The organism is Kitasatospora sp. NPDC043949, assembly GCF_056435365.1.
Genome location: NZ_JBWKEQ010000009.1, coordinates 19,766 through 43,072, shown reverse-complemented (window position 1 = coordinate 43,072; position 23,307 = coordinate 19,766). Strand labels below are relative to the sequence as shown.

General features: G+C 73.4%; 14 protein-coding genes, 3 tRNA genes and 1 pseudogene. 11 read left to right on the top strand and 7 right to left on the bottom strand.

Going from position 1 to position 23,307, the window contains the following annotated elements:
* Window positions 1-865: 865 nt before the first annotated feature.
* From AC07AL_RS10010 to AC07AL_RS09970, 9 genes and pseudogenes are all read left to right on the top strand, one after another.
* On the top strand, window positions 866-3,217 hold the full coding sequence (locus AC07AL_RS10010; protein ID WP_478317294.1) for a hypothetical protein: 2,352 nt from the start codon (window positions 866-868) through the stop codon (window positions 3,215-3,217).
* 114 nt (window positions 3,218-3,331) lie between these two features.
* Complete coding sequence (pelF, locus tag AC07AL_RS10005; RefSeq protein WP_350876425.1) at window positions 3,332-4,846, top strand: GT4 family glycosyltransferase PelF; 1,515 nt, start codon at window positions 3,332-3,334, stop codon at window positions 4,844-4,846.
* Window positions 4,843-4,998, top strand: coding sequence for a hypothetical protein (locus tag AC07AL_RS10000; protein WP_478317293.1), 156 nt, complete (start codon window positions 4,843-4,845; stop codon window positions 4,996-4,998). The genes pelF and AC07AL_RS10000 overlap by 4 nt, the downstream gene beginning before the upstream one ends.
* On the top strand, window positions 4,995-6,512 hold the full coding sequence (locus tag AC07AL_RS09995) for a hypothetical protein (protein WP_363579762.1): 1,518 nt from the start codon (window positions 4,995-4,997) through the stop codon (window positions 6,510-6,512). Before AC07AL_RS10000 ends, AC07AL_RS09995 begins: the two co-directional genes overlap by 4 nt.
* A gap of 183 nt (window positions 6,513-6,695) precedes the next feature.
* Window positions 6,696-7,688, top strand: coding sequence for an SDR family NAD(P)-dependent oxidoreductase (locus AC07AL_RS09990; RefSeq protein WP_363579763.1), 993 nt, complete (start codon window positions 6,696-6,698; stop codon window positions 7,686-7,688).
* A gap of 74 nt (window positions 7,689-7,762) precedes the next feature.
* A pseudogene (locus AC07AL_RS09985) lies at window positions 7,763-8,464 on the top strand (nucleotidyltransferase family protein); the annotation flags it as partial.
* 125 nt (window positions 8,465-8,589) lie between these two features.
* On the top strand, window positions 8,590-9,507 hold the full coding sequence (locus AC07AL_RS09980) for an NAD-dependent epimerase/dehydratase family protein (RefSeq protein WP_363579764.1): 918 nt from the start codon (window positions 8,590-8,592) through the stop codon (window positions 9,505-9,507).
* The gene (locus AC07AL_RS09975; protein ID WP_363579765.1) at window positions 9,504-10,199 is read left to right on the top strand and encodes a spherulation-specific family 4 protein; all 696 of its coding nucleotides are present in this window, start codon (window positions 9,504-9,506) and stop codon (window positions 10,197-10,199) included. The genes AC07AL_RS09980 and AC07AL_RS09975 overlap by 4 nt, the downstream gene beginning before the upstream one ends.
* A 22-nt stretch (window positions 10,200-10,221) precedes the next feature.
* Window positions 10,222-11,262: an endo alpha-1,4 polygalactosaminidase gene (locus tag AC07AL_RS09970; protein ID WP_363579766.1), complete on the top strand. Its 1,041-nt coding sequence runs from the start codon at window positions 10,222-10,224 to the stop codon at window positions 11,260-11,262.
* Window positions 11,263-11,337: 75 nt separating this feature from the next.
* Here AC07AL_RS09970 and AC07AL_RS09965 read toward each other — a convergent pair whose 3' ends face one another.
* Window positions 11,338-11,547 carry a hypothetical protein gene (locus AC07AL_RS09965; RefSeq protein ID WP_350876437.1) on the bottom strand — a complete coding sequence of 70 codons (210 nt, stop codon included), beginning with the start codon at window positions 11,545-11,547 and terminating at the stop codon, window positions 11,338-11,340.
* A 154-nt stretch (window positions 11,548-11,701) separates the two neighbouring features.
* Between AC07AL_RS09965 and AC07AL_RS09960 the strand changes: the two genes are divergently transcribed.
* Entirely contained in the window at window positions 11,702-12,667 is a 966-nt protein-coding gene (locus tag AC07AL_RS09960) for an aldo/keto reductase (RefSeq protein WP_363579767.1), read from the top strand.
* A gap of 530 nt (window positions 12,668-13,197) precedes the next feature.
* On the opposite strand, the gene AC07AL_RS09955 is transcribed toward AC07AL_RS09960, so the two are convergent.
* The 6 genes from AC07AL_RS09955 to AC07AL_RS09930 all read right to left on the bottom strand — a co-directional run bounded on the left by AC07AL_RS09955 (window position 13,198) and on the right by AC07AL_RS09930 (window position 19,585).
* A complete protein-coding gene (locus AC07AL_RS09955; protein WP_478317292.1) occupies window positions 13,198-14,211 on the bottom strand; it encodes a C40 family peptidase in 1,014 nt (337 codons plus the stop codon).
* A complete protein-coding gene (locus tag AC07AL_RS09950) occupies window positions 14,208-15,431 on the bottom strand; it encodes an SPFH domain-containing protein (RefSeq protein WP_478317291.1) in 1,224 nt (407 codons plus the stop codon). The genes AC07AL_RS09955 and AC07AL_RS09950 overlap by 4 nt, the downstream gene beginning before the upstream one ends.
* Before the next feature lie 257 nt (window positions 15,432-15,688).
* Entirely contained in the window at window positions 15,689-18,799 is a 3,111-nt protein-coding gene (locus tag AC07AL_RS09945; RefSeq protein ID WP_478317290.1) for an Ig-like domain-containing protein, read from the bottom strand.
* 277 nt (window positions 18,800-19,076) lie between these two features.
* Window positions 19,077-19,152: transfer RNA gene (locus AC07AL_RS09940), tRNA-Arg, on the bottom strand.
* Window positions 19,153-19,183: 31 nt separating this feature from the next.
* A tRNA-Arg gene (locus AC07AL_RS09935) sits at window positions 19,184-19,259 on the bottom strand.
* Between the two features lie 235 nt (window positions 19,260-19,494).
* Window positions 19,495-19,585 (bottom strand) — tRNA-Ser (locus AC07AL_RS09930).
* Window positions 19,586-19,763: 178 nt separating this feature from the next.
* Between AC07AL_RS09930 and AC07AL_RS09925 the strand changes: the two genes are divergently transcribed.
* On the top strand, window positions 19,764-23,234 hold the full coding sequence (locus tag AC07AL_RS09925) for a hybrid sensor histidine kinase/response regulator (RefSeq protein WP_478317289.1): 3,471 nt from the start codon (window positions 19,764-19,766) through the stop codon (window positions 23,232-23,234).
* Window positions 23,235-23,307: the final 73 nt, after the last annotated feature.

Below are 23,307 nucleotides of genomic sequence, written 5' to 3'. Positions count from 1 at the left end.
GCTCCCCCCGTCTCCCCCACAACAAACCGACCCCCCTAAGGGAGGAGACGAAAAGGAAGGGACCAAACACCCGAACCCCCCCCCCCTCCCCCTCCCCCCCCTCCCCCCCCCCCCCCCCCCAGGACGGCGTCGTCCATCGCCCGGGCCGGCCACTGCGGTGGCGCGTTCGACGGGCGCGCTCGACGGTGCGCAGGTAGTCGGCGAGGACAGTTCCGCGGTCGGCGCCGACGGCGTGCGCGCAGCGGGCCGAACTCGTCGGTAATGACATGGTTCAGGCCATCACTGCACAGGGCCGCGGCGCCCGCCCGCCGACCGTCCAATAGCCGTCGGGATCACGGTCGTTGAGCGCACCGCGCAGTCCGGGACTGCGCCCGACCAGCGCCGTTCGACCGGTTCCGGCGCCGCTTTCCGCCCGGCCCCGATTGCACCGGACTCGGTCCGCCGATCGGCCGCACGAGCACCTCCATTGCATATTCGGACTGTCACATGGCACAGCGGTGCCCGATATTGCATGAACCTGCCCAAGGCGTCGGCAAGATGTGCAAGAGTGTCATGCGCGACGACGACAGTGTAGGTGTCCGGTGGTCCGCCCAAGCCGCACGGGCGGTAACCAGGTGTAGCTCTCAGCTTCCGCTTTTTCATTCTCAATTCATTATTTGCATGGCCGGTCCGGTTCCGGTCACAATCGGCGCCTTCATGGCTTCGCCATGAACGTTGGTAACAGGTTCGCTGCACTCTCGCCCAATTGGTCCCTCGCAGAGGCCCCCCTCGACCAGGATGGGCGCCGGGCAGCCTGCTGCCCGCGAACAGCTACAGGGCAGGCGAGCGCTGAGCAGCGAGGCGCCTACCCAAGGGGAGGATCACCATGGGTCGAGCGACCCGAAGAGTTGCCGCGTGCGCGGCGGCAGTTCTGCTGGCCAGCGGCCTGCAGACCACCCTGGCCCACGGCGACACGCCGCCCAGGATCGACCTCACCATCCTGGTCATCGACGACGGAGGCCCGTCGGTCGCGGCGATCACCGCCGAACTCAAGAACCAGGGCACCCCGTACAAGGTCGTCAACCTCAACGACACCAACCGTCCCATCATCAACTCCGCTTTCCTCAGCGACACGGTGAACGGCCAGCCCCGCGGGAAGTACCAGGGCATCGTCCTTCCCAACGAAAACCCCTTCCCCAACAGTGCGGCCGAGATGACGGCCATCGCGGGCTACGAAGCCGCATTCGGAATCCGGCAGATCGACGCGTACACGTTCGCCAGTCCTGCGGTGGGGCTGAACTACGCGGTGAATCCCGGTTACTACGGCACGCTGGACGGATTCCAGGGCGCCACCACCACGGCCGGCACTTCGGGCCCGTTCGGGTACCTGAAGGGCAGCGTTCCGTTCGAGGACAACGACCCGACCGTCAGCGAGAGTTACGGTTACCTGGCCACGCCACTGGCCAACCTGCCGGCCGGCGCCTCGTTCGTCCCGCTGGTCGACGCCGCGATCCCGAGCACCACCTCGCGCGGTTCGCTGGTCGGCGAGTACACCCACGACGGCCGCAAGGAACTGGTCGTCACGTTCGTCTACAACCAGTACCAGCAGCAGTACCGCCTGCTGGCCCGCGGCATGGTCGACTGGATCACCCAGGGCGTCCACCTCGGCTACGACCGCAACTACTTCGCGGCCCACGTGGACGACGTCTTCCTGGCCGACGACCGCTGGGACACCGTGCTCAAGTGCACCCCCGGCGACGTCACCTGCCCGCCCGGCACCCCGGACACGGCCAGCCCGATCCGGATGACGCCGGACGACGCCCAGCACCTCAAGCAGTGGCAGACCGCCAACAACTTCACCCTGGACATGGTGTTCAACGGCGGCGGCAGCGAGGACTGGAAGGCCGACCACCAGACCACGGTGGACCCCACGGCCAACCAGATGATCGCCGACCAGAACAGCTACCGCTGGGTCAACCACACCTACACCCACCCGTACCTGGGCTGCGTCCAGGACGTCACCGTGGTGCCGTGGCGCTGCACCAAGGACTCCTCGGGCAAGACCGTCTGGACCGACCAGAACACCATCTCGGGCCAGATCAAGGACAACTTCGACTGGGCCGCCAAGAACGGCCTGAAGGTCGACCCGCAGGCCCTGGTCACCGGCGAGCACTCCGGTCTGCTGACCGCCCCGCAGGAGACCAGCGACAACCCGAACCTGGCGCCGGCGCTGGCCGCCAACGGCATCAAGTTCACCGGCAGCGACGCCTCCCGCGAGCCCGCCCAGCGGACCGTCGGCTCGTCCACGCTGACCGTGCCGCGCTACCCGATGAACGTCTTCTACAACGCCGGCACGGCGAAGGAGGAGGCCGACGAGTACAACTGGATCTACACCAGCAAGGCCAACGGCGGCAGCGGCGTCTGTGAGAACAACGCCAACTCCACCTGCCTGACGCAGCCGCTGGACGCCAACACCGGATTCCAGTCGTACATCGTGCCGCTGGAGGCCCGGATCGACCTCGGGCACGTGCTGAGCAACGACCCGCGGCCACACTTCATCCACCAGTCGAACCTGTCCGAGGACCGGATCCTCTACCCGGTGCTGGAGAAGATCCTCGGCACCTACCGGTCGCTGCACGCCGACAACACCCCGATCGTGAACCTCGGCGAGCGCGAGATCGGCCTGGAGTTCCAGCGCCGCGCCGCCTGGAACTCGGCCATCTCGGCCGGCCAGGTCACCGGCTACCGGGTCGGCAACACCATCACGGTCAACGCTCCGGCCGGTGTTCAGGTCCAGGCCACCATGCCGACCGGAACTTCTCAGAAGCTGGTCATCGGATCGACCGCCTTCGGTTCGTCCTACGCCGGTACGCTCTCCGGTTGGGTGTCCCCGGGCACCCTGCAGAGCAGCGTCTCCCTGCAGCTCCCCTCGGCCGGCACCCCGGCCGCCCCGGCCGCCGTCGCCCCCGGCGTCGCGGCCAAGTCCGTCCCGGCCCCGGCCCCGGCGGACAAGAAGGTCGTCCCGCAGGGCGTCGCCACTCCCGTCCCGGTGGGCCCGAGCGACACCGGTCGTACCAGCGCCCCGACCCTGGTCCCCGGTAGCGGAACCCCGGTGCCCGGCAAGGGCGTCGCCACCGACGGCAGCGACGGCACCGCCGCTGCCGCCAAGAGCGGTAAGGCCACCGGGGGGGCGGCCTCGCTCGGCACCAGTACCACCGGACGCTCCGGCAACCGGTAGCCCGCAGCACCCGATGGCGGGGCCGGGCCGGTCGCCCGGTCCGGCCCTGCCTCGGGTCCCGTTCCGGCCACCCAGACCGGACACCGAAGCAAGGAACAGGAGGGGGGACAGGAGATGCGCGTCACCCTGCTCACCGAGGGGACGTATCCGCACCAGCACGGCGGTGTGAGTGTCTGGTGCGACCAGCTCGTTCAAGGCATGCCGGACGTCGACTTCGACGTCATCGCCGTCACTGGTACCGGCCAGGAACCGCTGGCCTGGGAACTGCCCGCCAACGTGCGGTCGGTCACGACCGCACCGCTGTGGGGCCCGGCCTCCGAGGCCGGACCGCCCCGCGGCAAGGAGATGCGGCGCTTCCTCAACGCGTACGAGCGCTTCCTCCACTCCATCCTCGATCCGGTCTACACCACCCACTTCGGCACCGAGCTGTACGGCTTCGCCGACCTCGCCCGGCGCGGGCTGCTCAGCCCGGCGCTGCGCAGCGAGCGCGCCCTGCGCACCCTCCAGCACGTCTGGACCCGTGACTACCTGCCCACCGCCGTCTCCCGGCCCACCATGCACGACGCCCTGAACGCCACCGACCTGCTCGAGCACGCCCTGCGGCCGCTCTCGGTCGAACCGCCCACCGGCGGCGTCGCGCACGCCGCCAGCGGCGGGCTGGCCACCCTGCCGGGGCTGATCGCCGCCCAGCAGTACGGCGTACCGTTTCTGCTCACCGAGCACGGCATCTACCTGCGCGAGCGCTACCTCGGCTACCGCACCGGCCCGTATCGCTGGCCGGTCAAGGCGCTGCTGCTCGGCTTCTACCGGATGCTGGCCGAGGAGAGCTACCGGCAGGCCGCGCTGGTCACCCCCGGCAACCGGTACAACCGGCGCTGGGAGGAGCGCGGCGGCACGCCGTCCGCCCACATCCGCACCGTCTACAACGGCGTGGACCCGGCGGCCTTCCCGCCCGCCGGGCCCGAACCCGAGACGCCGACCCTCAGCTGGGCCGGCCGGGTCGACCCGATCAAGGACCTGGAGACGCTGATCCGGGCCTTCGCCATCGTCCACCGTGAGATCCCCGAGGCGCGGCTGCGGCTCTTCGGCGGAACCCCCAAGGGCGGCGAGGCCTACCGGGACGGCTGCATAGCCCTGGCCGCCGAACTCGGCATCGCCGACTCGGTGGCCTTCGAGGGCCGCGTCGCCGACATCACCGACGCGTACGCGGCGGGCAACGTGGTCATGCTCTCCAGCATCAGCGAGGGCTTCCCGTTCACCCTGATCGAGGCGATGTCCTGCGGCCGCGCGACCGTCTCGACCGACGTCGGCGGCGTCCGCGAAGCCGTCGGCGACACCGGACTCGTCGTCCCTCCCCGCGAACCCGAACCGATGGCGGCCGCCGCGATCGAGCTGCTGCGCGACGCCGAACGGCGCGCCCGCCTGGGCGAACAGGCCCGGCTGCGGGTCATCGAACAGTTCACGCTCCGCCAGAACATCGACGGCTTCCGGGGCATCTACACCGAACTCCTCGGCACCGCCCGCTGGATGCCGGACGGCGTGGTGGCCGTCACCGACCAGACCCCCACCACCGACTGGGACCAGCAGCTCGCCGCCGCCCAGCCCCAGCACAGCGAGGTGGGCGCGTGAACGAGCGGAGCGAGAGAACCATCGACAGGCGCGTGTACCGCGAAGCGGCCGCCGAGCACAGCGGGGGGCGCGTGAACGAGCGGAGCGAGAGAACCATCGACAGGTGCGTGTACCGCGAAGCGGCCGCCGAGCGCAGCGAGGTGGCAGCATGAGTGGCCCCCTGCGGCTCGTGGAGGACGAGGGCGGCTCCGAGCGGACGATGCAGCTGCGCACCCTGCCGCTCAAGCGCCGCCGCCCCGCCCTGCCGGCCCAGCCCGAGCCCGAGGAGCAGCTCGACCTCTCCGCGGATCCGCTGGACGAGCTCGCCGAGCGGCTGCACGACATCTGCGCCGATGCCGTCCACCCGTACGAGATCGCCGCGTTCCTGGAGTCCGACGGCCTTTCCGACGAGCAGGCCGCCCTGCTGTACGGCCGCCCCGACTCGTTCACCCTCGCCGAGGAGCTGTTCGAGAAGGTCGAGCGCCGCTATCCCGGCCCGAGCTCCGAGTTCGCCAACCCGTGGCGGGCCGACCCCTGGCGCTGCGTCGTGCGCGGCCTGGTGTTCGCCCTGCCCGGGCTCGGCTACCTGCTCGGCGCCAACCTGTTCGCGGCCACCCGGATGCGGTTCGGCCTGCCCTCCGGCATGCTCGCGCTGTCCGTCGCGACGCTGGTCAGCTGGGGCTTCAACCAGGCGCTGGCACACCGCTCGTACCGCTGGCTCGGCCGGCTGCGGCGCCGCGAGGCCGCGATCTGCCTGGCCCTCGGGGCGCCGCTGGGCGCACTGGTCGCGTCCACCGCGGCGTACGTGGTCGGCGGGCCGCTGGGCGCGCTCTTCTTCGCCGCCGGGCAGTCGCTGTACCTGGGCGCGGCCACCGTCCTGCTGGTGCTGGGGCGGGAGAAGTTCCTGCTGCTGGCCCTGGTTCCGGCCTCGGTGGGCGCGGGCGTGGTGCTGGCCGCGGACGTCCCGCAGGTCGTGCGGACGGTCGTGCTGCTCGTCTCGCTGGTGCTGGCGGTCGGCCTGGCCGCCCGGGAGCTGCTGTTCTGCATCCGCGGCGGCGAGAAGGAGTCCGTCGAGCTGAAGCTGCCGATCCGCCAGGAGGTCCCGCACCTGCTGTTCGGCCTGGCCTGCGGCACCCTCACGCTGATCGCCGGCCTCGGCGAGACCATCCACCAGGCCGTGCAGACCGGCGCCGCGCACGGCGCGAAGGCCACCCCGACCGGACCGGCCATGATCGCGCTGACGCTCAGTCTCGGCCTCGCCGAGTGGCTGCTCTTCCGCTACCGGGCGATGGCCGTGGCCGCGCTGCGCACCAGTCACACCAGCGGACAGTTCACCCGCCGCACCGGCGGGATCCTGCTCGGCTGCCTGTTCATCTACCTCACCACCGTGGCCGCGCTGGACGCCGCCACGACCGTGCTGTGGCCCGGCGCCCCCGCGCTCGGCGTGCCGCAGCTCGGCGCGATGCTGCTCCTCGGCGGCTCGCTCTGGCTGGCGCTGCTGCTGAACGCCTTCGGGTTCAGCTGGAGCACCGCCCTCATCTGTCTGGCCGCCGCGGGTGCCGAGAGCGCCGGGCTGCTGACCGGTGCGGATCCGATCGTCCTGCAGCTGATCGGCTGCGGGGCGGCCGCCTTGCTCCTCACCGCCATCGCCGGGCCTGCGCTCGGCCGCACCACCCAGCACCGCTGAACACCGAAATCACGCACGCCCAATTCGCGTGCACCGCTGGACCCGCTCCACCTGAACACGCTCCACAACGCGCTTCACCGCAACACGCTTCACCCGCACACGCTTCACGGCACAGCTGAACCACCACCGGCCGGTCGCCACCGGGAGTCCGGCCGTTCCCAAAATCGAGAGAGCGAATCACGCATGAGCAGCGTCGCGGTCACCGGAGCCGAGGGCTTCATCGGCTCCCACCTCGTCGAGTCCCTGGTTGCCGACGGGCACCAGGTCCGGGCCATGGTCCAGTACAACTCCTTCTCGTCCTTCGGCTGGCTGGAGACCCTGCCCAAGGAGGTGCTGGACTCGGTCGAGATCGTCCTCGGCGACGTCCGGGACCCGGGCTCGGTCAACGGCCTGGTCAAGGGCACCGAGGCGGTCTACCACCTGGCCGCCCTGATAGCGATCCCGTACTCCTACCGGGCCCCGCACTCGTACGTCGACACCAACGTCACCGGCACCCTGAACGTGCTGGAGGCGGTGCGCCACCAGGAGATCCCGCGCCTGGTGCACACCTCCACCAGCGAGACGTACGGCACCGCGCAGACCGTGCCGATCACCGAGGACCACCCGATCAACACCCAGTCCCCGTACGCCGCCTCCAAGGCCGGCGGGGACCGGCTGGCCGACAGCTACCACGCCAGCTTCGAGACCCCGGTCGTCACCCTGCGCCCGTTCAACACCTTCGGCCCGCGTCAGTCGATGCGCGCCGTCATCCCGACCGTGATCGCCCAGGTCGCCGCCGGCGAGACCGAGATCACCCTCGGCGACCTGCGCCCGACCCGCGACTTCACGTTCGTCAAGGACACCGCGCACGCGTTCCGCACGGTCGGCACCGCTCCCGCCGAGACCGTGGTCGGCAGGACCTTCAACGCCGGCACCGGCGGCGAGATCTCGGTCGGCGACCTCGTCTCCCTGGTCGGCAAGCTGATGGGCGTCGACCTCCTGGTGAAGGAGGACGAGCAGCGCATCCGCCCGGCTAACTCCGAGGTCATGCGCCTGGTCGCGGACGCCACCCGGCTGCGCGAGGCCACCGGCTGGGCCCCCCAGTTCACCCTGGAGCAGGGCCTGGAGCAGACCATCGAGTTCTTCCGCGACCCGGCCAACCTGGCCCGCTACAAGACCGACATCTACAACGTCTGACCGCCGTAGCGATCAATGCCCGTCCTGGTAACCAAGGTTCGTGTCCTGCACATCCTTTCCGTGGGGGAAACACCATGCATGCAGTGATCCTGGCCGGCGGTAAGGGCGTCCGCCTCCGCCCGTACACCACCGCGCTTCCCAAGCCGCTCGTCCCGATCGGCGACCAGCACGCGATCCTGGAGATCGTGATGCGCCAGCTCGCCGCCGCGGGCTTCAAGACCGTCACCCTGGCCATCGGCCACCTCGGCCACATCATCCGCGCGTACGTCGGCAACGGCTCCCAGTGGGGGCTGCGGGTCGGCTACGCCGTCGAGGACAGCCCGCTCGGCACCATGGGCCCGCTGCTCACCATGCAGGACCGCCTGCCGGAGCACTTCCTGGTGATGAACGGCGACATCCTCACCGACCTGGACTTCGCCGGGGTGCTCAAGCACCACGAGGCGTCCGGGGCGCCGCTCACCATCGCCACCTACGCCCGTCAGGTGAAGATCGACTTCGGTGTGCTGACCGCCGAGTCCGGCAGCATCACCGGCTTCCAGGAGAAGCCGAGCATCGACTACCGCGTCTCGATGGGCGTGTACGGCGTGTCCCGTTCGGCACTCGCCAAGTACACCCCCGGCCTGCCGCTGGGCTTCGACGAGCTGGTGCTGGACCTGCTCGCCGCCAAGACCCCGCCCGCCGCGTACGACTTCGGCGGCTACTGGCTGGACATCGGCCGCCCGGACGACTACGACCGGGCGAACGCCGAGTTCTCGTCCATCCGACCGGTGCTGATGCCCTTCGAGTCGGCCGCCGCTGGCCAGGGCGTGGCGGAGCTACCGATCCCGGCCGCCCGCACCGCCCCGGACGACACGGCCGAGGCTCCCGCCACCGCGGGCGCCCAGAGTGACGGACGGGCCGCGTGAGAATCCTGCTCCTCGGCGGCGACGGCTTCCTCGGCCGTCACGCCACCGCCGTCCTGCGGTCACTGCCCGGTGCCACCGTGCTGACCGCGGGCCGGCGGCCCGCCCACGACCTCCGGCTGGACCTGGCCACCGCCCAGGCCGGCCCGCTCGGCGAGGAACTCGCCGCGCTGGCACCCGACGTGGTGGTCAACTTCGCCGGCGCGGTGGCCGGCAGCGCGGTCAAGCTCGCCGAGGTGAACGCGCGCGGCCCGGCCGTGCTCTGCGAGGCGCTGCAGCTCGGCGCCCCGAAGACCCGGCTGGTGCACATCGGTTCGGCCGGCGAGTACGGCGTCTGTCCGGCGGGCAGCTCGCTGTCCGAGGACTCCGATGCCCGCCCGGTCGGCGTGTACGGCGCGACCAAGCTGGCCGGCTCCCTCGCGGTGGCCGGCTCGGCGCTGGACGCCGTGGTCCTGCGGGTGTTCAACCCGGTCGGCCCGGGGGCACCGGCGGGCTCGCTGCCCGGCCGGCTGGCCGCCGAGCTGCTCCGGGTGGCGCCCGAGGGCGCCGACGGCGTGATCACGGTCGGCGACCTCTCCGCCTACCGCGACTTCGTCGACGCCCGGGACATCGCCCGCGCGGTCGGCCTGGCCGCCGCCGCGGACCGTCCGCTCCCCCGGGTGCTCAACCTCGCCTCCGGGCAGGCCCGGCAGGTCCGGGCGATCGCGGACGGGCTGGCCGCCGCGGCCGGCTTCACCGGCCGGATCGACGAGAGCGGGGCGGGCTCCGAGCGCTCGGCCGCGGTCTCCTGGCAGCAGGCCGACGTGTCGGCCGCCGCCCGGGAGCTCGACTGGCACCCGGAGACGGACCTCGCCGACACCCTGCGCGACCTGTGGCTCAGCACCGCCCAGCCCGCCTCCCCACCGGTCGTCGCATGACCGGCGGGATCATCCCCGACGGCCGCCTGCTGGTGCCGCTGTACGTCCACCCCGCGGTGGACCCGGCGGCCTGGCAGGCGGTCGCCGCCGCCGACCCGGGCCGGATCGCCGCCGTCGTGCTCAACCTCGCCGACGGGCCCGGCGAGAACCCGGACAACGTCTTCGCCGAGGCCGCCGACCGACTCCGCGCGGCCGGAGTGCCGTTGGTCGGCTACACCGACACCGACTACGGCCGCCGACCGCACGCGGCGGTGGTCGCCGACATCCTGACCTACCGTCAACGCCACGACATCACCGGCGTCTACCTCGACCAGGTGGCCACCCACCCGGGCGCCCTCGCGCACTACCGGCGGCTGGCCACGGCCGCGCGCGCGGCCGGCTGCGGCACCGTGGTCTTCGGCCACGGCGAGCACCCCGACCCGGGGTACGCCGAAGTCGGCCTGGCCGACCTGCTGGTCACCTTCGAGGGCGACTGGGACACGTACCGCGCGATGACGCTCCCGCTGTGGACCGGCCGCCACGCGGCCTCCCGCTTCTGCCACCTGGTGTACGACGTCCCCGCCGAACACGCCGAGGACGCCACCGCGCTGATCGCCGCCCGCCGGGCCGGCGTCGGCTGCGCCGTACCGGGCGCCGGGGAGAACCCCTGGCGCACCCTGCCCTACGGCCTGACCGCTGCTGAACTGACCTGACCCGATCCGGAGTTCGACTACCGTGAACCGCCGTACCCGGCTCCTGCCGGCCGCCATCACCATCGCCGCCGCCCTGCTGGCGACCTCGTGCAGCAGCTCAGGCTCGGACGACGACGGCTCCTCGGCCGACGGCTCCCCGAGCAGCCCGCCCGCGGCCACCGCCCCGACCACCCCGGACGGCAGCGCAACCCCGGGCACCCCGTCGGACGCCGGCACCACACCCCCGGCCCCCGGCACGCCCAGCGCCCCCGGCTCGCCCACCGCGCCCGCCGCCACCACGCCCCCGGGCGCCACCACCGCCCCGGGCACCCCCGGGACCCCAGGCGGAACTCCCGGCGGCACCACCGCCCCGCAGCCCGCCGGCGCCCGCTGGCAGCCCACCCCGGGCCTCGCCTGGCAGTGGCAGCTCGGCGGCACCGTCGACCAGTCCGTGGACGTCCCGGTCTACGACATCGACGGCTTCGAGAACGACGCCTCGGTGGTGGCCGCGCTGCACGCCAAGGGCCGCAAGGTGATCTGCTACATCAACGCCGGCTCCTGGGAGAACTTCCGCCCCGACTCCGCGGCCTTCGCCAAGTCCTTGCAGGGCTCCGACACCGGCTGGAAGGGCGAGAAGTGGTTCGACATCCGCAAGCTCGACCAGCTCAAGCCGCTGATGGCGGCCCGCTTCGACATGTGCAAGAGCAAGGGCTTCGACGCCATCGAGCCGGACACCATCGAGGCCTACAACCAGAACAGCGGTTTCCCGCTCACTCCTGACGACCAGATCAAGTACAACCGCATGCTGGCCCAGCTCGCCCACGAACGCGGCCTGGCCATCGGTCTGAAGAACGACCTCGACCAGATCCCGGCGCTGCTGCCGGACTTCGACTTCGCGGTCAACGAGGAGTGCTCGCAGTTCGACGAGTGCGACCGGGTCGCGCCGTTCGTCAAGGCGGGCAAGGCGGTCTTCCACGTCGAGTACAAGCTCGGCACGGACCAGTTCTGCGCCAAGGCCAAGTCGCTCGGCTTCAGTTCGATGCAGAAGAAGCTCGACCTGGACGCCTGGCGCAAGCCCTGCTGAGCACCGGCGCACCGGTTCTCGGCGCACCGGTTTCCGTCGCGCGGGTGACCCTCGTCCGGGTCACCCGCGCGAGGATCACTTGACCGCCAGCCAGATGACGCCGCCCAACACGGCCAGCACGATGACGGCGACCAGCGCGATCACGCCGGTGCGGCCACCACCACCGCTGTTGCTGCGGCCGTAGGTGGAGACGGTGCCCGGCGCCTGCGGGGCCGCCGGGGTCTCGTCGACGAACGCCCGGAACATCTGGGTGCTGCCGGCGGGGTCGTAGTCGTTGTCAGCCATGGCACGGACTCTAACGAATCCGCCCACCTCACGGACACCCCGGACCCCTCCTGCGCGACCCCCACCACCCGGTCGCGCAACGGCGGTACGACATCCTCGTGAAGTCCGCCCGACACGCGGAATGCCGCCCAGTGCGATCCGGTTGAATCCGACCATGACCGGAAACCACAGCGACGCCCCGGGCCGGGTCCGCCTCGGCGCCTCCGACCTGTCCGTCTTCCCGCTCTCCCTCGGCGGCAACGTCTTCGGATGGACGGCCGACGAGCAGCAGTCCTTCGCCGTCCTGGACGCCTACGCCGCGGCCGGCGGCAACTTCGTCGACACCGCCGACGTCTACTCGGCCTGGGCCCCGGGCAACACCGGCGGCGAGTCCGAGACCGTCCTCGGCAACTGGCTGCGCAGCCGCGGCAACCGCGACGACGTCGTGATCGCCACCAAGGTCGGCATGCATCCCGAGGCCGGCGGTCTGGGCGCGGCCAACATCAAGGCCGCGGCCGAGGGTTCGCTGCGCCGCCTGGGCGTCGAGCGGATCGACCTGTACTACACCCACCGGGACGACGACACCCCGGTCGAGGAGTTCGTCACCGCACTGGACGAGCTGGTCCGCGAGGGCAAGGTCGCCGCGGTCGGCGCCTCCAACATCGGCGCCGAGCGGCTGTCCGAGGCGCTGGCCTTCGCCGACCGCGAGGGCCTGGCCAAGTACGTCGCCGTCCAGCCGCACTACAACCTGGTCTCGCGCGGCACCTTCGAGGGCCCGCTGGCCGACGTGGTCGCCGAGCACGGCCTCGCCACCGTCCCGTACTACGCGCTCGCCTCCGGGTTCCTCACCGGCAAGTACCGCCCCGGCGGCCCCGGCGTCGACAGCGCCCGCTCCGAGGGCGCCGCCCGCTACCTGGACGACCCGCGCGGCCCGAAGGTGCTGGCAGCCCTGGACACCGTCGCCGGGGAGCACGGCGTCGCCCTCGCCACGGTCGCCCTCTCCTGGCTGGCCGGGCGGCCGACGGTCGCCGCCCCCATCGCCAGCGCCCGCACCGTCGAGCAGCTCCCGCCCCTGCTGGCAGCCACCACGCTCCGACTCACCCCCGAACAGACCGCCCTCCTCGACGCCGCCTCCGCCTGACCCCGCCCCACCCGCAGGCTGCGAACCCGCCCCCACCCGGGCCCGTTCGCAGCCTGCGCCCGTTCCCGGCGAACCCCGCCCGGTTGGGAACGCCGTCCGCAGTGATCAGACTTGGTCCACGAACGACCTGACGCGGAGCGGGACTTCAACGCCGAATCCACCACGGCGGCGGCATCGCCGGGAATCCCGCCCGGGACGGGCTCTTCGACCACGAGGACCGGAAGAAGTACGCGCGCCCGGCCCTCGATGCCGCAGACAATCCGGGCCCGGGCGGTAACACCCGCAGGATGACCGTCGGCCCCGCCGATCTGAGGGCCCGCGCCGGAACCGTCGACGAAATCCGAGCGATTTTCCGGGCGGTCGGCGAATCGGCCCGGAAAAGGACGGCCAACGCGCTTGGCGCACCGGCCCATTGGCAGATCGGGCCCGAACTGCGCACCCGATGTATCCGCGGGGACGACCAGGTGGCCACGGTCACGCTTCGGGCCCCCGACAGCGGCGTGCCGTCGAGGGCCCGGTGCGCCCCGGCGCTACGGCCGCCCGAAGTGGGTCGGGTAGTAGCCCGAGTTGAGAGTGGAGACCCGGACCGTCTTGCCGGGCCGGGGCGCCTCGACGAACTTGCCGCCGCCCAGGTAGATCCCCACGTGGTGGATCCCGGAGGCCCGGCCGCTGTCCGACCAGAACACCAGGTCGCCGCGGCGCAGCTGCCCCGCGCTGATCGGCGTGGTGGCCGCGTACTGGTCGTCGGCCACCCGCGGCAGGCTGATCCCGCTGCGCCGGTAGGCCTGCTGGACGAGCCCCGAGCAGTCGTAGCCTGACGGGCCGTTGCCGCCCCAGACGTACGGCTTGCCCAGCTGGGCGAGCGCGTAGTCGATGGCCGCCTCCATGCTGCCGGAGGCCGGTGCCTGGTCCGCCGACGGCGTGGCCGCGGGCCGGGCGGGAGCGGGATCAGCGCCGCCGCCGGACTGGCCGGTGCGGCTCGCGTAGACGTCGTAGTGGCTGGTCCACCGCCACTCGCCGCTGCCGTTCTTGAACCAGTACTTCGACCCGTCCCAGCCCTGGCGCAGTCCGGAGGAGGAAGCGGAGGAGGCCGAACCGTTGGACACGGCGGCCGCCTTGCCACTGGCACCGCCCGAGCCGCCGGACTGGCCGGTGCGGCCCGCGTAGACGTCGTAGTGGCTGGTCCACCGCCACTCGCCGGCGCCGTTCTTGAACCAGTACTTCGACCCGTCCCAGCCCTGCTTCCCGGCCGCGGCGTGCGCGGACCCGGCACCGGCCGTCAGGCCGACCACGCCTGCGCCCGCCAGCACGGTGGTTGCCAGGCAGGTACTTCGCACGGCGCGGTGTATTCGGCTGCCGCCGGTCCCCGTCGCGGGGCGGGCGGTGCGCGGCCGGGCCGCGCAGTTCGGGCAGCCGCACCCCGCGATCGCGGGGATGCTGCCGGTGCTCTCCTCGAAGCCGATCAGGCCCCGGTCGAGGGCGGCGTCGAAATCGGCGCCGAGGTCGAGGCCGGGATCGGCGTACGCGCCGGTGGCTATCCTCATGCGGGTCGTCCTTCCTTCCGCCCGGCCCGTGCGGCCGGGGGCGGTACCGAGGCGGCCACTCCGGCCGGGGCGACGAAGGCGACCAGCAACTGCTCCATCAGCGCACTGCGGGCGGCCTCGTCCAGTTCGTGGGCGGTGGCGCGCTCCAGCCGCCGGACGGCGAGCGCCGCCGCCTCGACCGCGTCGTCCACCAGCACCGTCCGCAGGCCCGCGTCCAGGTCGGCCAGCCGGCGGCGGCGCATCGACTCGGCGACCTCGGGCGCGTAGTCCAGCGCCAGCGGCTGCGCCGAGTAGACCTCCAGGCCCGCCGGGGCGACCTCGGCGGCCAGTGCTCTGGTCAGCTCGTCGGCGAACCACTGCCCGTCACGCAGCGCGGGCCCGGGCGCCGCGTTGCTGTCGCACGGCAGGATGGACGCGGTGCGGGTGAGTACCGCCTGGACCTGCTCGCGCAGGTAGCTCTCGTGGTCCTCGATCGCCAGCAGCGCCCGCGCGGTGTCCTTGACCCGCCAGACGATCAGCAGCCGGACGACGATCGGCGTGCCGGTCCGGTCGACCGCCTTGACCGGCTCGCTGCGCCAGTGCCGCAGTCGCACGTCCACCCGGCGCCGGCGCAGCAGCGGGTTGACCCAGACCAGGCCGGTGCGGCGGACGGTGCCCCGGTAGCGGCCCCAGCGGGTCAGCACCCGGGTCTCGCCGCCCGCGTTGGCCAGCAGCCCGGCAAGCGCGAACACCACGAGCAGGCCGACCGCGCTGACCGCGGCGACCGACTTGGCGTCCACCTCGGCCTGGCCGCTCGCCTGCGCGGCGGCGCTGCGCAGGTCGGGCAGCGCGTCCCAGTACGGGATGACGCCGTCGCGCAGCAGCATCAGCAGCACGCCGGCCACGCCGACCAGCACCACCAGCAGGGCGATCCAGCCGGGCAGGGCGGTGGCGCCGTGCTCGCGGACCGCCTGGTCGGCGCGCGGGGGGCGGCGGGAGGTGGCGGCCGCGGGGGCGCCGACCTGGATGGCTTCCGGGATCTCGGCGGTCTCCGGGGCGGCCGCCTCCAGCGGATCGCGCAGGTCGGCGGAGGCGCCGGAGGCCGGGCCGGGGACGACGACCAACGGAGTGGTCGCGGGGCCGCCGTCGACCGGGCCGAGCAGCTTGGCCGTCTTGGCGGCCGTGACGGTGGCTGTGGCGGTGGCCAGCGGGCTGGCGCCGGAGGCGGAACGTTCCGGCAAGGCCGGTGGGAGCGCCTTGGGCAGGTGGTCGGGTCGCTGCGAAGAATCGCGGGTGACGTCCATGCACGGATCCTCGGGGTCGGTGTGTCGCGCAACGGGCGGCCCGGATCTGACGGGCAGTGCCAAGATCAGGCTAAGTTCATACGTCATCAAATGCGACATTTGAGGTGAGGTGTGTCGACATTTGCTGACGAATCGTCCGAAGCCGACCTGACGCGCAGGCACATGAATGGATGGTCGGGATGGTTCAGCGCAGGTCAGCGCCGCCGGACACCGCCATCACGGGCGAACACCCGGCGGGTGATCAGCCCGATGGCGGCGAGCACCAGCAGGCCACCGGCGACCCCACCGCGCCAACCGCTCGCGGTGGACCGCGCGGCCGCCGCCTGCGAGGCCTCCGCGGCCGCCCCCACGGGCAACGCACTGGGCGGCGCCGGCAGCTGCCCGGCACTCTCCCCGGCGGACCCGAGCGGTTCGGCCGCCACCGGCGTCGATGACGGTGACGGTGACGGAGGCGATGACAGGGGCGGTGGCAGTGACGGTGACGGTGACGGTGACGACGCCACGACGCCGACGGCCGCCCGGGACGGACTGGCGCCCAGGGACGGAACGGTACGGAGCGTCGGAGGGACGGAACCGGCGGAGGTGGTGGTGGGGGCGGTCGGGACGGTCGGGGTGACTGAAGCAGCGGACGGCCCGGCCGCTGCCGGAACGGCAATCGGCAGCACGCCCACCGGCACCGGTGCGAGCACGGACGCATCGGGCGCCGCCCCCACAACCGGGCTCGGCGACGAGGTGACCGGGATCGAAGGCGTGGACGGGAATGTGGACGTGGGCGTGGGCGACATCGCGGGACGGGACGGTACGGAGGAGGCCACCGGCGCGGAAGCACCGGCCGAGGGCAGCACCGGCACCGCCACGCTCGGACTCGGCCCGATCGGCACCGAAGCCGACGCCGACGGGCTCGGCACGGTTGCCACGGTCGACACCGAGGCCGCGGGGCTGGGCCGCACGGGAACCGACGCCCCCGAACTCGGCACCGCAGAAGTCGACGCCGCCGCCGATACCGACGGGCTCGGCACGGTCGGCACGGTCGACACCGAGGCCGCGGGGCTGGGCCGCACGGGAACCGACGCCCCCGAACTCGGCACCGCAGAAGTCGACGCCGCCGCCGACGCCGATGGGCTCGGCGCCGCCGCGACGCGCACCGGCACCGCGTCCGCCGCCGCCCCGTTCCCCGCCAGGTCGGTCGCCGTGACGACCAGCCACTGCTGCCCGTCCGTCAGGTCCCGGTTGGCGGTGCAGGTCCAGCTGCCATCGAGGGCCGCCGTCGCCCCGCACAGCACCGTCCGCTCGCCCGAGACCGAACCCAAGGCCGAACCCGAGGCCGAAGCCGGCCCCGAGGCCGCCGAGCCGCCCGCCCGCGCCGTGACCAGCACCTTCGAGCCCGGCTCGGCCCGCCCGGTGAACGTCGGCCGACTGACCCGCAGGGTCTCCCCGGCGGCCGGCGAGCCGAGCACCGGCTTGTCCGGCGGGACGGTGTCGACGACCAGCACGACCGCCTGCCCGGCCGTCCGGTTCCCGGCCGCGTCGACCGCGACGGGGGTGAGCAGGTGGCGCCCGTCCACCAGGTTCTCGACCGGCAGGCAGGACCACTGGCCGTCCGCCCGGACGGCGCTGCGGCACAGTTCGGCGGCCTGGTCGGTGACCGCGACGGTGCTGCCCGCCTCGCCGGTGCCGGTGAGCTGGATCCCCGGGTCGTTGGTGTACTCCGGGAGGGTGAGGACGGGCGCGGCGGGCGGCGCCGTCTTCACGGTGACCCGGACGGCCTCGCCGCGCAGCACCACACCACCGCTGGTGATCTCGACCGGGGTGAGGGAGTGCGGGCCCGCGGTGAGCGCTTCACCGGGCCGGCAGGACCAGCCGCCGCCGCGCTCGACCCGGGCCCGGCAGGCCGTGGCGTCACCGTCCCGGATCTCCACCGAGGCACCGGCGACCGCTCCGTCGCCGTGGACCCGCGGACGGGCTTCGGCGAGGACGGCGCCGTCGACGGGTTCGGCGATCTCGGGCCGGGCGGCGCCGACGGTCAGTTTGATCCGCTGGTCGGTGACCTGCCCGGAGTCGGCGAAGCCGCCGGAGGGGACGAGTTGGCTGGCGTCGCGGGCGATCCGCAGCCGGGCCCAGGTGTCGCCGGAGCCGGCGCCGGTCGGGACGGTCCATTCCAGGGTCGCGGTGTCGGCGCCGGCCGGGATCTCGGTCTGCACCCGCTCGGCGGGGTCGAAGCGCCCGCTGTGGTCGAAGTCGATCCAGCCGGCCAGGGTCGCGGGCTGGTCGCCGACCGCCACCGGGACGGTGAGCCGGTAGTAGCGGCCGATCGCGGCCTCGGTGGGGAAGCCGATCGACGGGTCGGCGCCCTGGTACTCGCCGCGGCCGGGCTGGAGCTTGGGGGGCGGCGGGCTGGCGAAGACGCTGCGCCGGCCGGCTCCGTGGTCGAGCTGGACCAGCGGCTCACCGGTCGGCCCGACCGTGCCCCGGTCGTCGGCGGACCGGGGGCGGGTGCGATGCGCAGCGTTGGCGGCGTCCGCGCCGAGGAACAGGTCGGAGAGCACGTGCGAGGCGTTGCCGTAGTTCTGCGGGGCGGTGCCGAGGTCCTCGTCGACGGTGACGGTGTAGGCCTGGCGCAGGACGGGCGGGGCGGTGGTGCTGCCGGCCCGGGCGGTGGAGCGCTGCTCGATCCGGAAGACCGCGGTGCGCAGGGTGCCGACGAGTTCCAGGGTGCCCTCGGAGGCGGAGCCGGCCGCGCCGTCGGAGCTGCCGTCGGCTCCGACGGGCGCGAGGGCGTTGGCGTCGACCGTCCAGCCGGGCCAGTCGGTGCGGTTGACCAGGGTGGGGGCGGCGGGTGAGCCGCCGGTGAGGGTCAGCCGGGCCGCGGTGCTGGTGGTACCCGACTTCCCGGTGGCGAGCGCGACCAATCCGCTGAGGTGCAGCCGGGGATTGCGGACCGGTCGGGAGAAGGCGAGCCGGAGCGTTCCGACGGTGCGCCAGGATCCGTCCGTCTGCGGGCGGTTCTCGGTGACGCTGAAGGTCTGCGCGGGGTTCCCGGGGTGCATTCCGTCCGTGTACGGCCCGGCCGCACGCCCCCCGCCGGGGCGGTCGGCCAGTTCGCCGGCCGCGGCGGCCACCTCGGTACCCGGGGTGGCGGTGAATTCGAGCTGGACGGAGAGGCCGGAGGGCAGGACCGCCCGGTGCTCCCCCGACCAGGCGTCAGGGGACTGCTGGGCCACCGAGCGTGGGGCGTTCCAGCCGGTCAGCAGCCCGGCCACGAGGACGGTCAGGGCGACGGCCGTGCGGGGAAACTGTCGGCCCATCCGGCTCTCCTTCGCGGTCGGCTGCCGGGGTGCCGGGCAGCCTGGGCACAAGATCTGACAAAAAGGAATCACGATCCTGAGCCGGTCATACTGCGACACCTGGGCTTATAGCCGGGTCCCACCCGTTTGGCGGTCATCCGAGCGACAGGACGGGATATACCCGAAACAGATGCATTTCATCCATTAGGCCCGCAATCCAGAACGGACCAGGCACCCGGCGCCCTGTCCGGGCCCGGAAACGGGAGAAGCCCCCGGCCGGTGGCCGGGGGCTTCTCGCTGGTGCGCTCAGCAGGATTCGAACCTGCAACCTCTTGATCCGTAGTCAAGTGCTCTATCCGTTGAGCTATGAGCGCAAGGAACGGGCGAACCCGATCTTGCGGAGATTGGTGCGCTCAGCAGGATTCGAACCTGCAACCTCTTGATCCGTAGTCAAGTGCTCTATCCGTTGAGCTATGAGCGCTCGCCCTGATGAACGGTGCCAGCGGGGCGTTGCGGGGACAACATTACATGACCTGCGACGCGGGACGAAATCGATTGCTCCCTCCCTCCGGGCCGACCCCTTGGAGGCCGCCCGGGCCCCCGACGGCCCCGGCCCGCGGGGCAGGTCGGGGAGGTGGGCGGCGGGGTGGGTCCGGAACCTCCCCGGGGACGGGGAAAGCCCCGCCGACAAGATCGTCGACGGGGCTTTCCGGCTGCGGAGGCTGAGGGATTTGAACCCTCGATCAGGAATAACCCCGAAACCGCATTAGCAGTGCGGCGCCATAGACCGGACTAGGCGAAGCCTCCTCCACAGGGACCACGTCCGCGTGAGCGGACCCGTTCCGTGTGCCTGAGATGATGCCACAACCGTGGGGCTCGGCACCAACCACCGCCCACGTTACTAGGCGGGTCGACCCCGCCGCAAAGAAGAATGAGATACTGCCGTCTCCGGAGGAGCTGCCCTGAGCCGAGGAGACCTGTCGACGTGAGCAGCAGGCCGATCCGAGGCGCTGCTCGCCTCGCCGCCATACTCGACGCCCTGCCCGACGCGTTGTTGCTGGTGAACAGCAACGGCACCGTCGTGGACGCCAACAGCGCAGCCGTCCAGGCGCTCCAGACGCCCGGCACCTCGCTGGTCGGCATGGGCGTGCTGGACCTCCTGCCCGAGTTCGACCCCAGCCGGATCCCCGGCTCGATGCGCCCGGCCGCCCGCGACGGCGACGAACCCGACCGCCCGGTCCGGATGACCGCCCGGCGCACCGACGGCACCAGCTTCCCGGTCGAGGTCTCCGGCAACGACTTCCCCGACGACGGCACCGGCGAGGGCCGCGGCTACGGACTCACCTCGTACGACTCGTACCGCGAGCGCTCCCGCCCGTCCTCCGCGAGCGACCTGCTCCTGCTGCTGGTCCGCGACCTCTCCAGCCGGCTCGGCGTCGAGGCCGAGCTGCGCCGCCAGCACAAGCAGACCGAGATGATCCTGCGCGCCGCCGCCGAGGGCGTGCTCGGCGTCGACCTCGAAGGCCGCTGCGTGCTGGTCAACCCTGCCGCCGCGCACATCCTGGAGTACCGGGCGAGCGAGCTGGGCGGGCGCGAACTGCACCCGCTGATCCAGCACTCCCGGGCCGACGGCACACCGCTGGCGCTGGAGGAGTCCGCGCTGCTGGACACCCTGACCTCCGGACGCAAGCACCGGGTGCGCGGCACCGTGCTGTGGCGCAAGGACGGCCGCCCGGTCACCGTCGACCTCACCACCGCGCCGGTGCGGGACGGCGACCAACTGGTCGGCGCGGTGATGACCTTCACCGACCGCAGCCGCGAACTCGCCCTGGTCGCCCGCAACGAACACCTCACCGCCGTCCTGGAGAGCGAACTCGGCGGCGCGCTGACCGCGCTGAACCAGCGGCTGGACGCGCTCGCCGCCGACCCGGCCGGGCAGCTGTGGCCGGAGGCCAACTGGACGCTGCGTCGGCTCGCCGACGAGTGCCGCCGGTTCAGCCGGCTGATCGACGGCGTGCTCGCGCACCAGCGCTCCGAGGCCGGCGAAACCGGCGAGACCGCCCCGGCGGACGGCCCGGACGCGAAGGACGGCAAGGACGGCAAGGACCGCCGCAAGCCGACCGAGCGGCGGGTGCCGGTCGCCCTGGACAAGGTGGTCCGACGGGCCGTCGAGGCGGCCGGCGAGCTGGTCGGCCCGGGCCGGGTGCGGTTCTCGGTGCACGCCGCCGCCGTCGAGGTGATCGCCGACGAGCGCCGGCTCGCCCAGGCGCTGGCCCACCTGGTCGCCGACGTCAGCGGCATCGGCCTCGCCCTGGACGCCCCGACCGCCCCCTCCCCCGGCCTGGCCGCCCCCGGCGCGCCCGCCGCGCTGCCCTCCGGCGGCGAGCCGCCGACCGTCGTCCTGGCCGCCGCCCAGCGCGGCGAGGTCGCCCGGGTCGAGATCCGCGGGCCCGGCCTCGGCGGCAGCCCCGTCCACCTGCCGATAGCCCGCGCGGTGGTCGAGCGCCACGGTGGCGTGCTCCAGCCGCACGAGCTGCCCGGCAAGGCCGGCACCACGTACGTCGTCGAGCTGCCGTTGGACCCGGCCGCCGCGAAGGCCGCCGCCGAGCGCGCGGCCGCCGAGGGCCGCTCCGACCGGCCCAAGGAGGGCGACAGCGCCGTCCTGCCCGACCTGCCGGGCATCCCGCAGCTGCCCAGCAGCGACGAGGCCGCCGAGCCGGTCGCCGACGGCGGCGAGCAGCCCGACCGCGAGACCCCGGCCGCGGAGGCGGAGCAGCCCGCCGAGGAACCCGCCGCCGAGCGGCGCGGCCGCCGGGGCCGCCCCGCCGCCGAGGAGCCGGCGCCGCCGGCCCGGACCGCCCCCAGCGCCCCCGCCGACCAGTGGCCGAACGCCCCCGCCCGGATCGAACGGGCCGTCCCCGAACAGTGGAACGGCACCGGCAACGACCCCGCGTACGGCCGCCAGGGCCTGGCCGGTCCGGACGGCGCGCAGCGCGACCCCTGGGGCAAGGACGACGGCCGCTCCGGCCCCGCCTACGCCGTCCCCGTCGAGGGCGAGCGCCCGCAGCAGCACCGGACCGGCGGGCGCGAACCGCTCGCGCTCGGCCCCGGCACCGGTGCCGCCCCCGCCGACGGCACCCCGGCGGGCGGCACGCCCGCCGCGGAAGGCGCCCCGGCCGCCGACGGCGCCGAGGCCAAGCCCCGCCGGCGCCGCGCCCTGCCCTCCACCGAGGACTCCTCCGGTGGCTTCGCCCTCCCCGGCGCCACCGACACCCCGGTGTACCCCGGCCTGGAGCACGCCCTGCCGACCGGCCCGGCACCCGCGCAGCCCGAGCCCGCCGCCGCACCGACCGGCCGCCGTCGCCGGCTGGCCGTGCCGCCCGGCCCCGGCCAGGAGGCCCCGGCCGCGCCGTCCGACCAGGCCCCGCAGGAGGACCGGCCCGCGCCCGGCGGCCCCGCCGCGCTGCCGGCCGCCCGCCCGGCGCTGCCCGCCGCCGAGGACCCGTCCGGCCCGCGCCCGGTCGGCACCGGCCTCGCCGAACTCGCGCCGCCGCGCCCGCTCGGCGGTTCGCCGACCCCCGCCGCCGGGCCGCAGCCGCCCGTCCCGGCCGAGGCCAGGACCGCCCCGCGCCCGATGGCCGAACTGCCCGCCGCCGCCGGCGACCGGACCGAGGAGCAGCCGCCGGCCATGGCCGGCCCGAACGGCTCGACCGGCGAGGGCGGCAGCGCCCGTCGGCTGCTGGTCTGGCCCGAGCCCGATCCGGCCACCCGGCAGGCCCTCCAGGAACGCGGCTACCGCCCGGTGATCGTCCGCTCCCGCGAGGAGGTGGACGCCCAGGTCGCCGGCTTCCCCGCGGCGCTCTTCGTCGACCCGCTGACCAGCCCGATCACCCGCACCGCGCTGCAGTCGCTGCGCACCGCCGCGCTCAACAGCCGCGTCCCGGTGCTGGTCACCGCCGGTCTCGGCCAGGCCACCCGGGACGCCGCGTACGGCGCCGACCCGGCCGTGCTGCTGCGCGCCCTCGCGCCGCGCGACGGCGAGCACCACGCCCCGCGCGTCCTGCTGGTCGAGGGCGACCCGGACATCGCCGCCGCCATGATCAGCAGCCTGGAGCGGCGCGGCATGCACGTCGAGCACGCGGTGGACGAGAACGACGCCGTCGCCCGGGCCAGCAGCGTGCAGCCCAACCTGGTGGTGATGGACCTGCTCCAGATCCGCCGCCGCCGGGTCGGCCTGCTGGACTGGCTGCGCGCCAACGACCGGCTGCACCGCACCCCGCTGGTGGTCTACACCTCGGTGGACCTCGACCCGCGCGAACTGCCCCGGCTGCGCACCGGCGAGACGGTGCTGTTCCTCTCCGAGCGCTCGACCAGCGCCGACGTCCAGTCCCGGATCGTCGACCTGCTCGGGCGGATCGGCGCGATGGGCGAGGCGGGCGTCGCCGCGGCGGGCTGACCGCGCCCTGACGCCGAGGGCCCGGCGAGATCCACACGGCACGCGCCGAGGGCCGACCACCCCGCTGGAACGG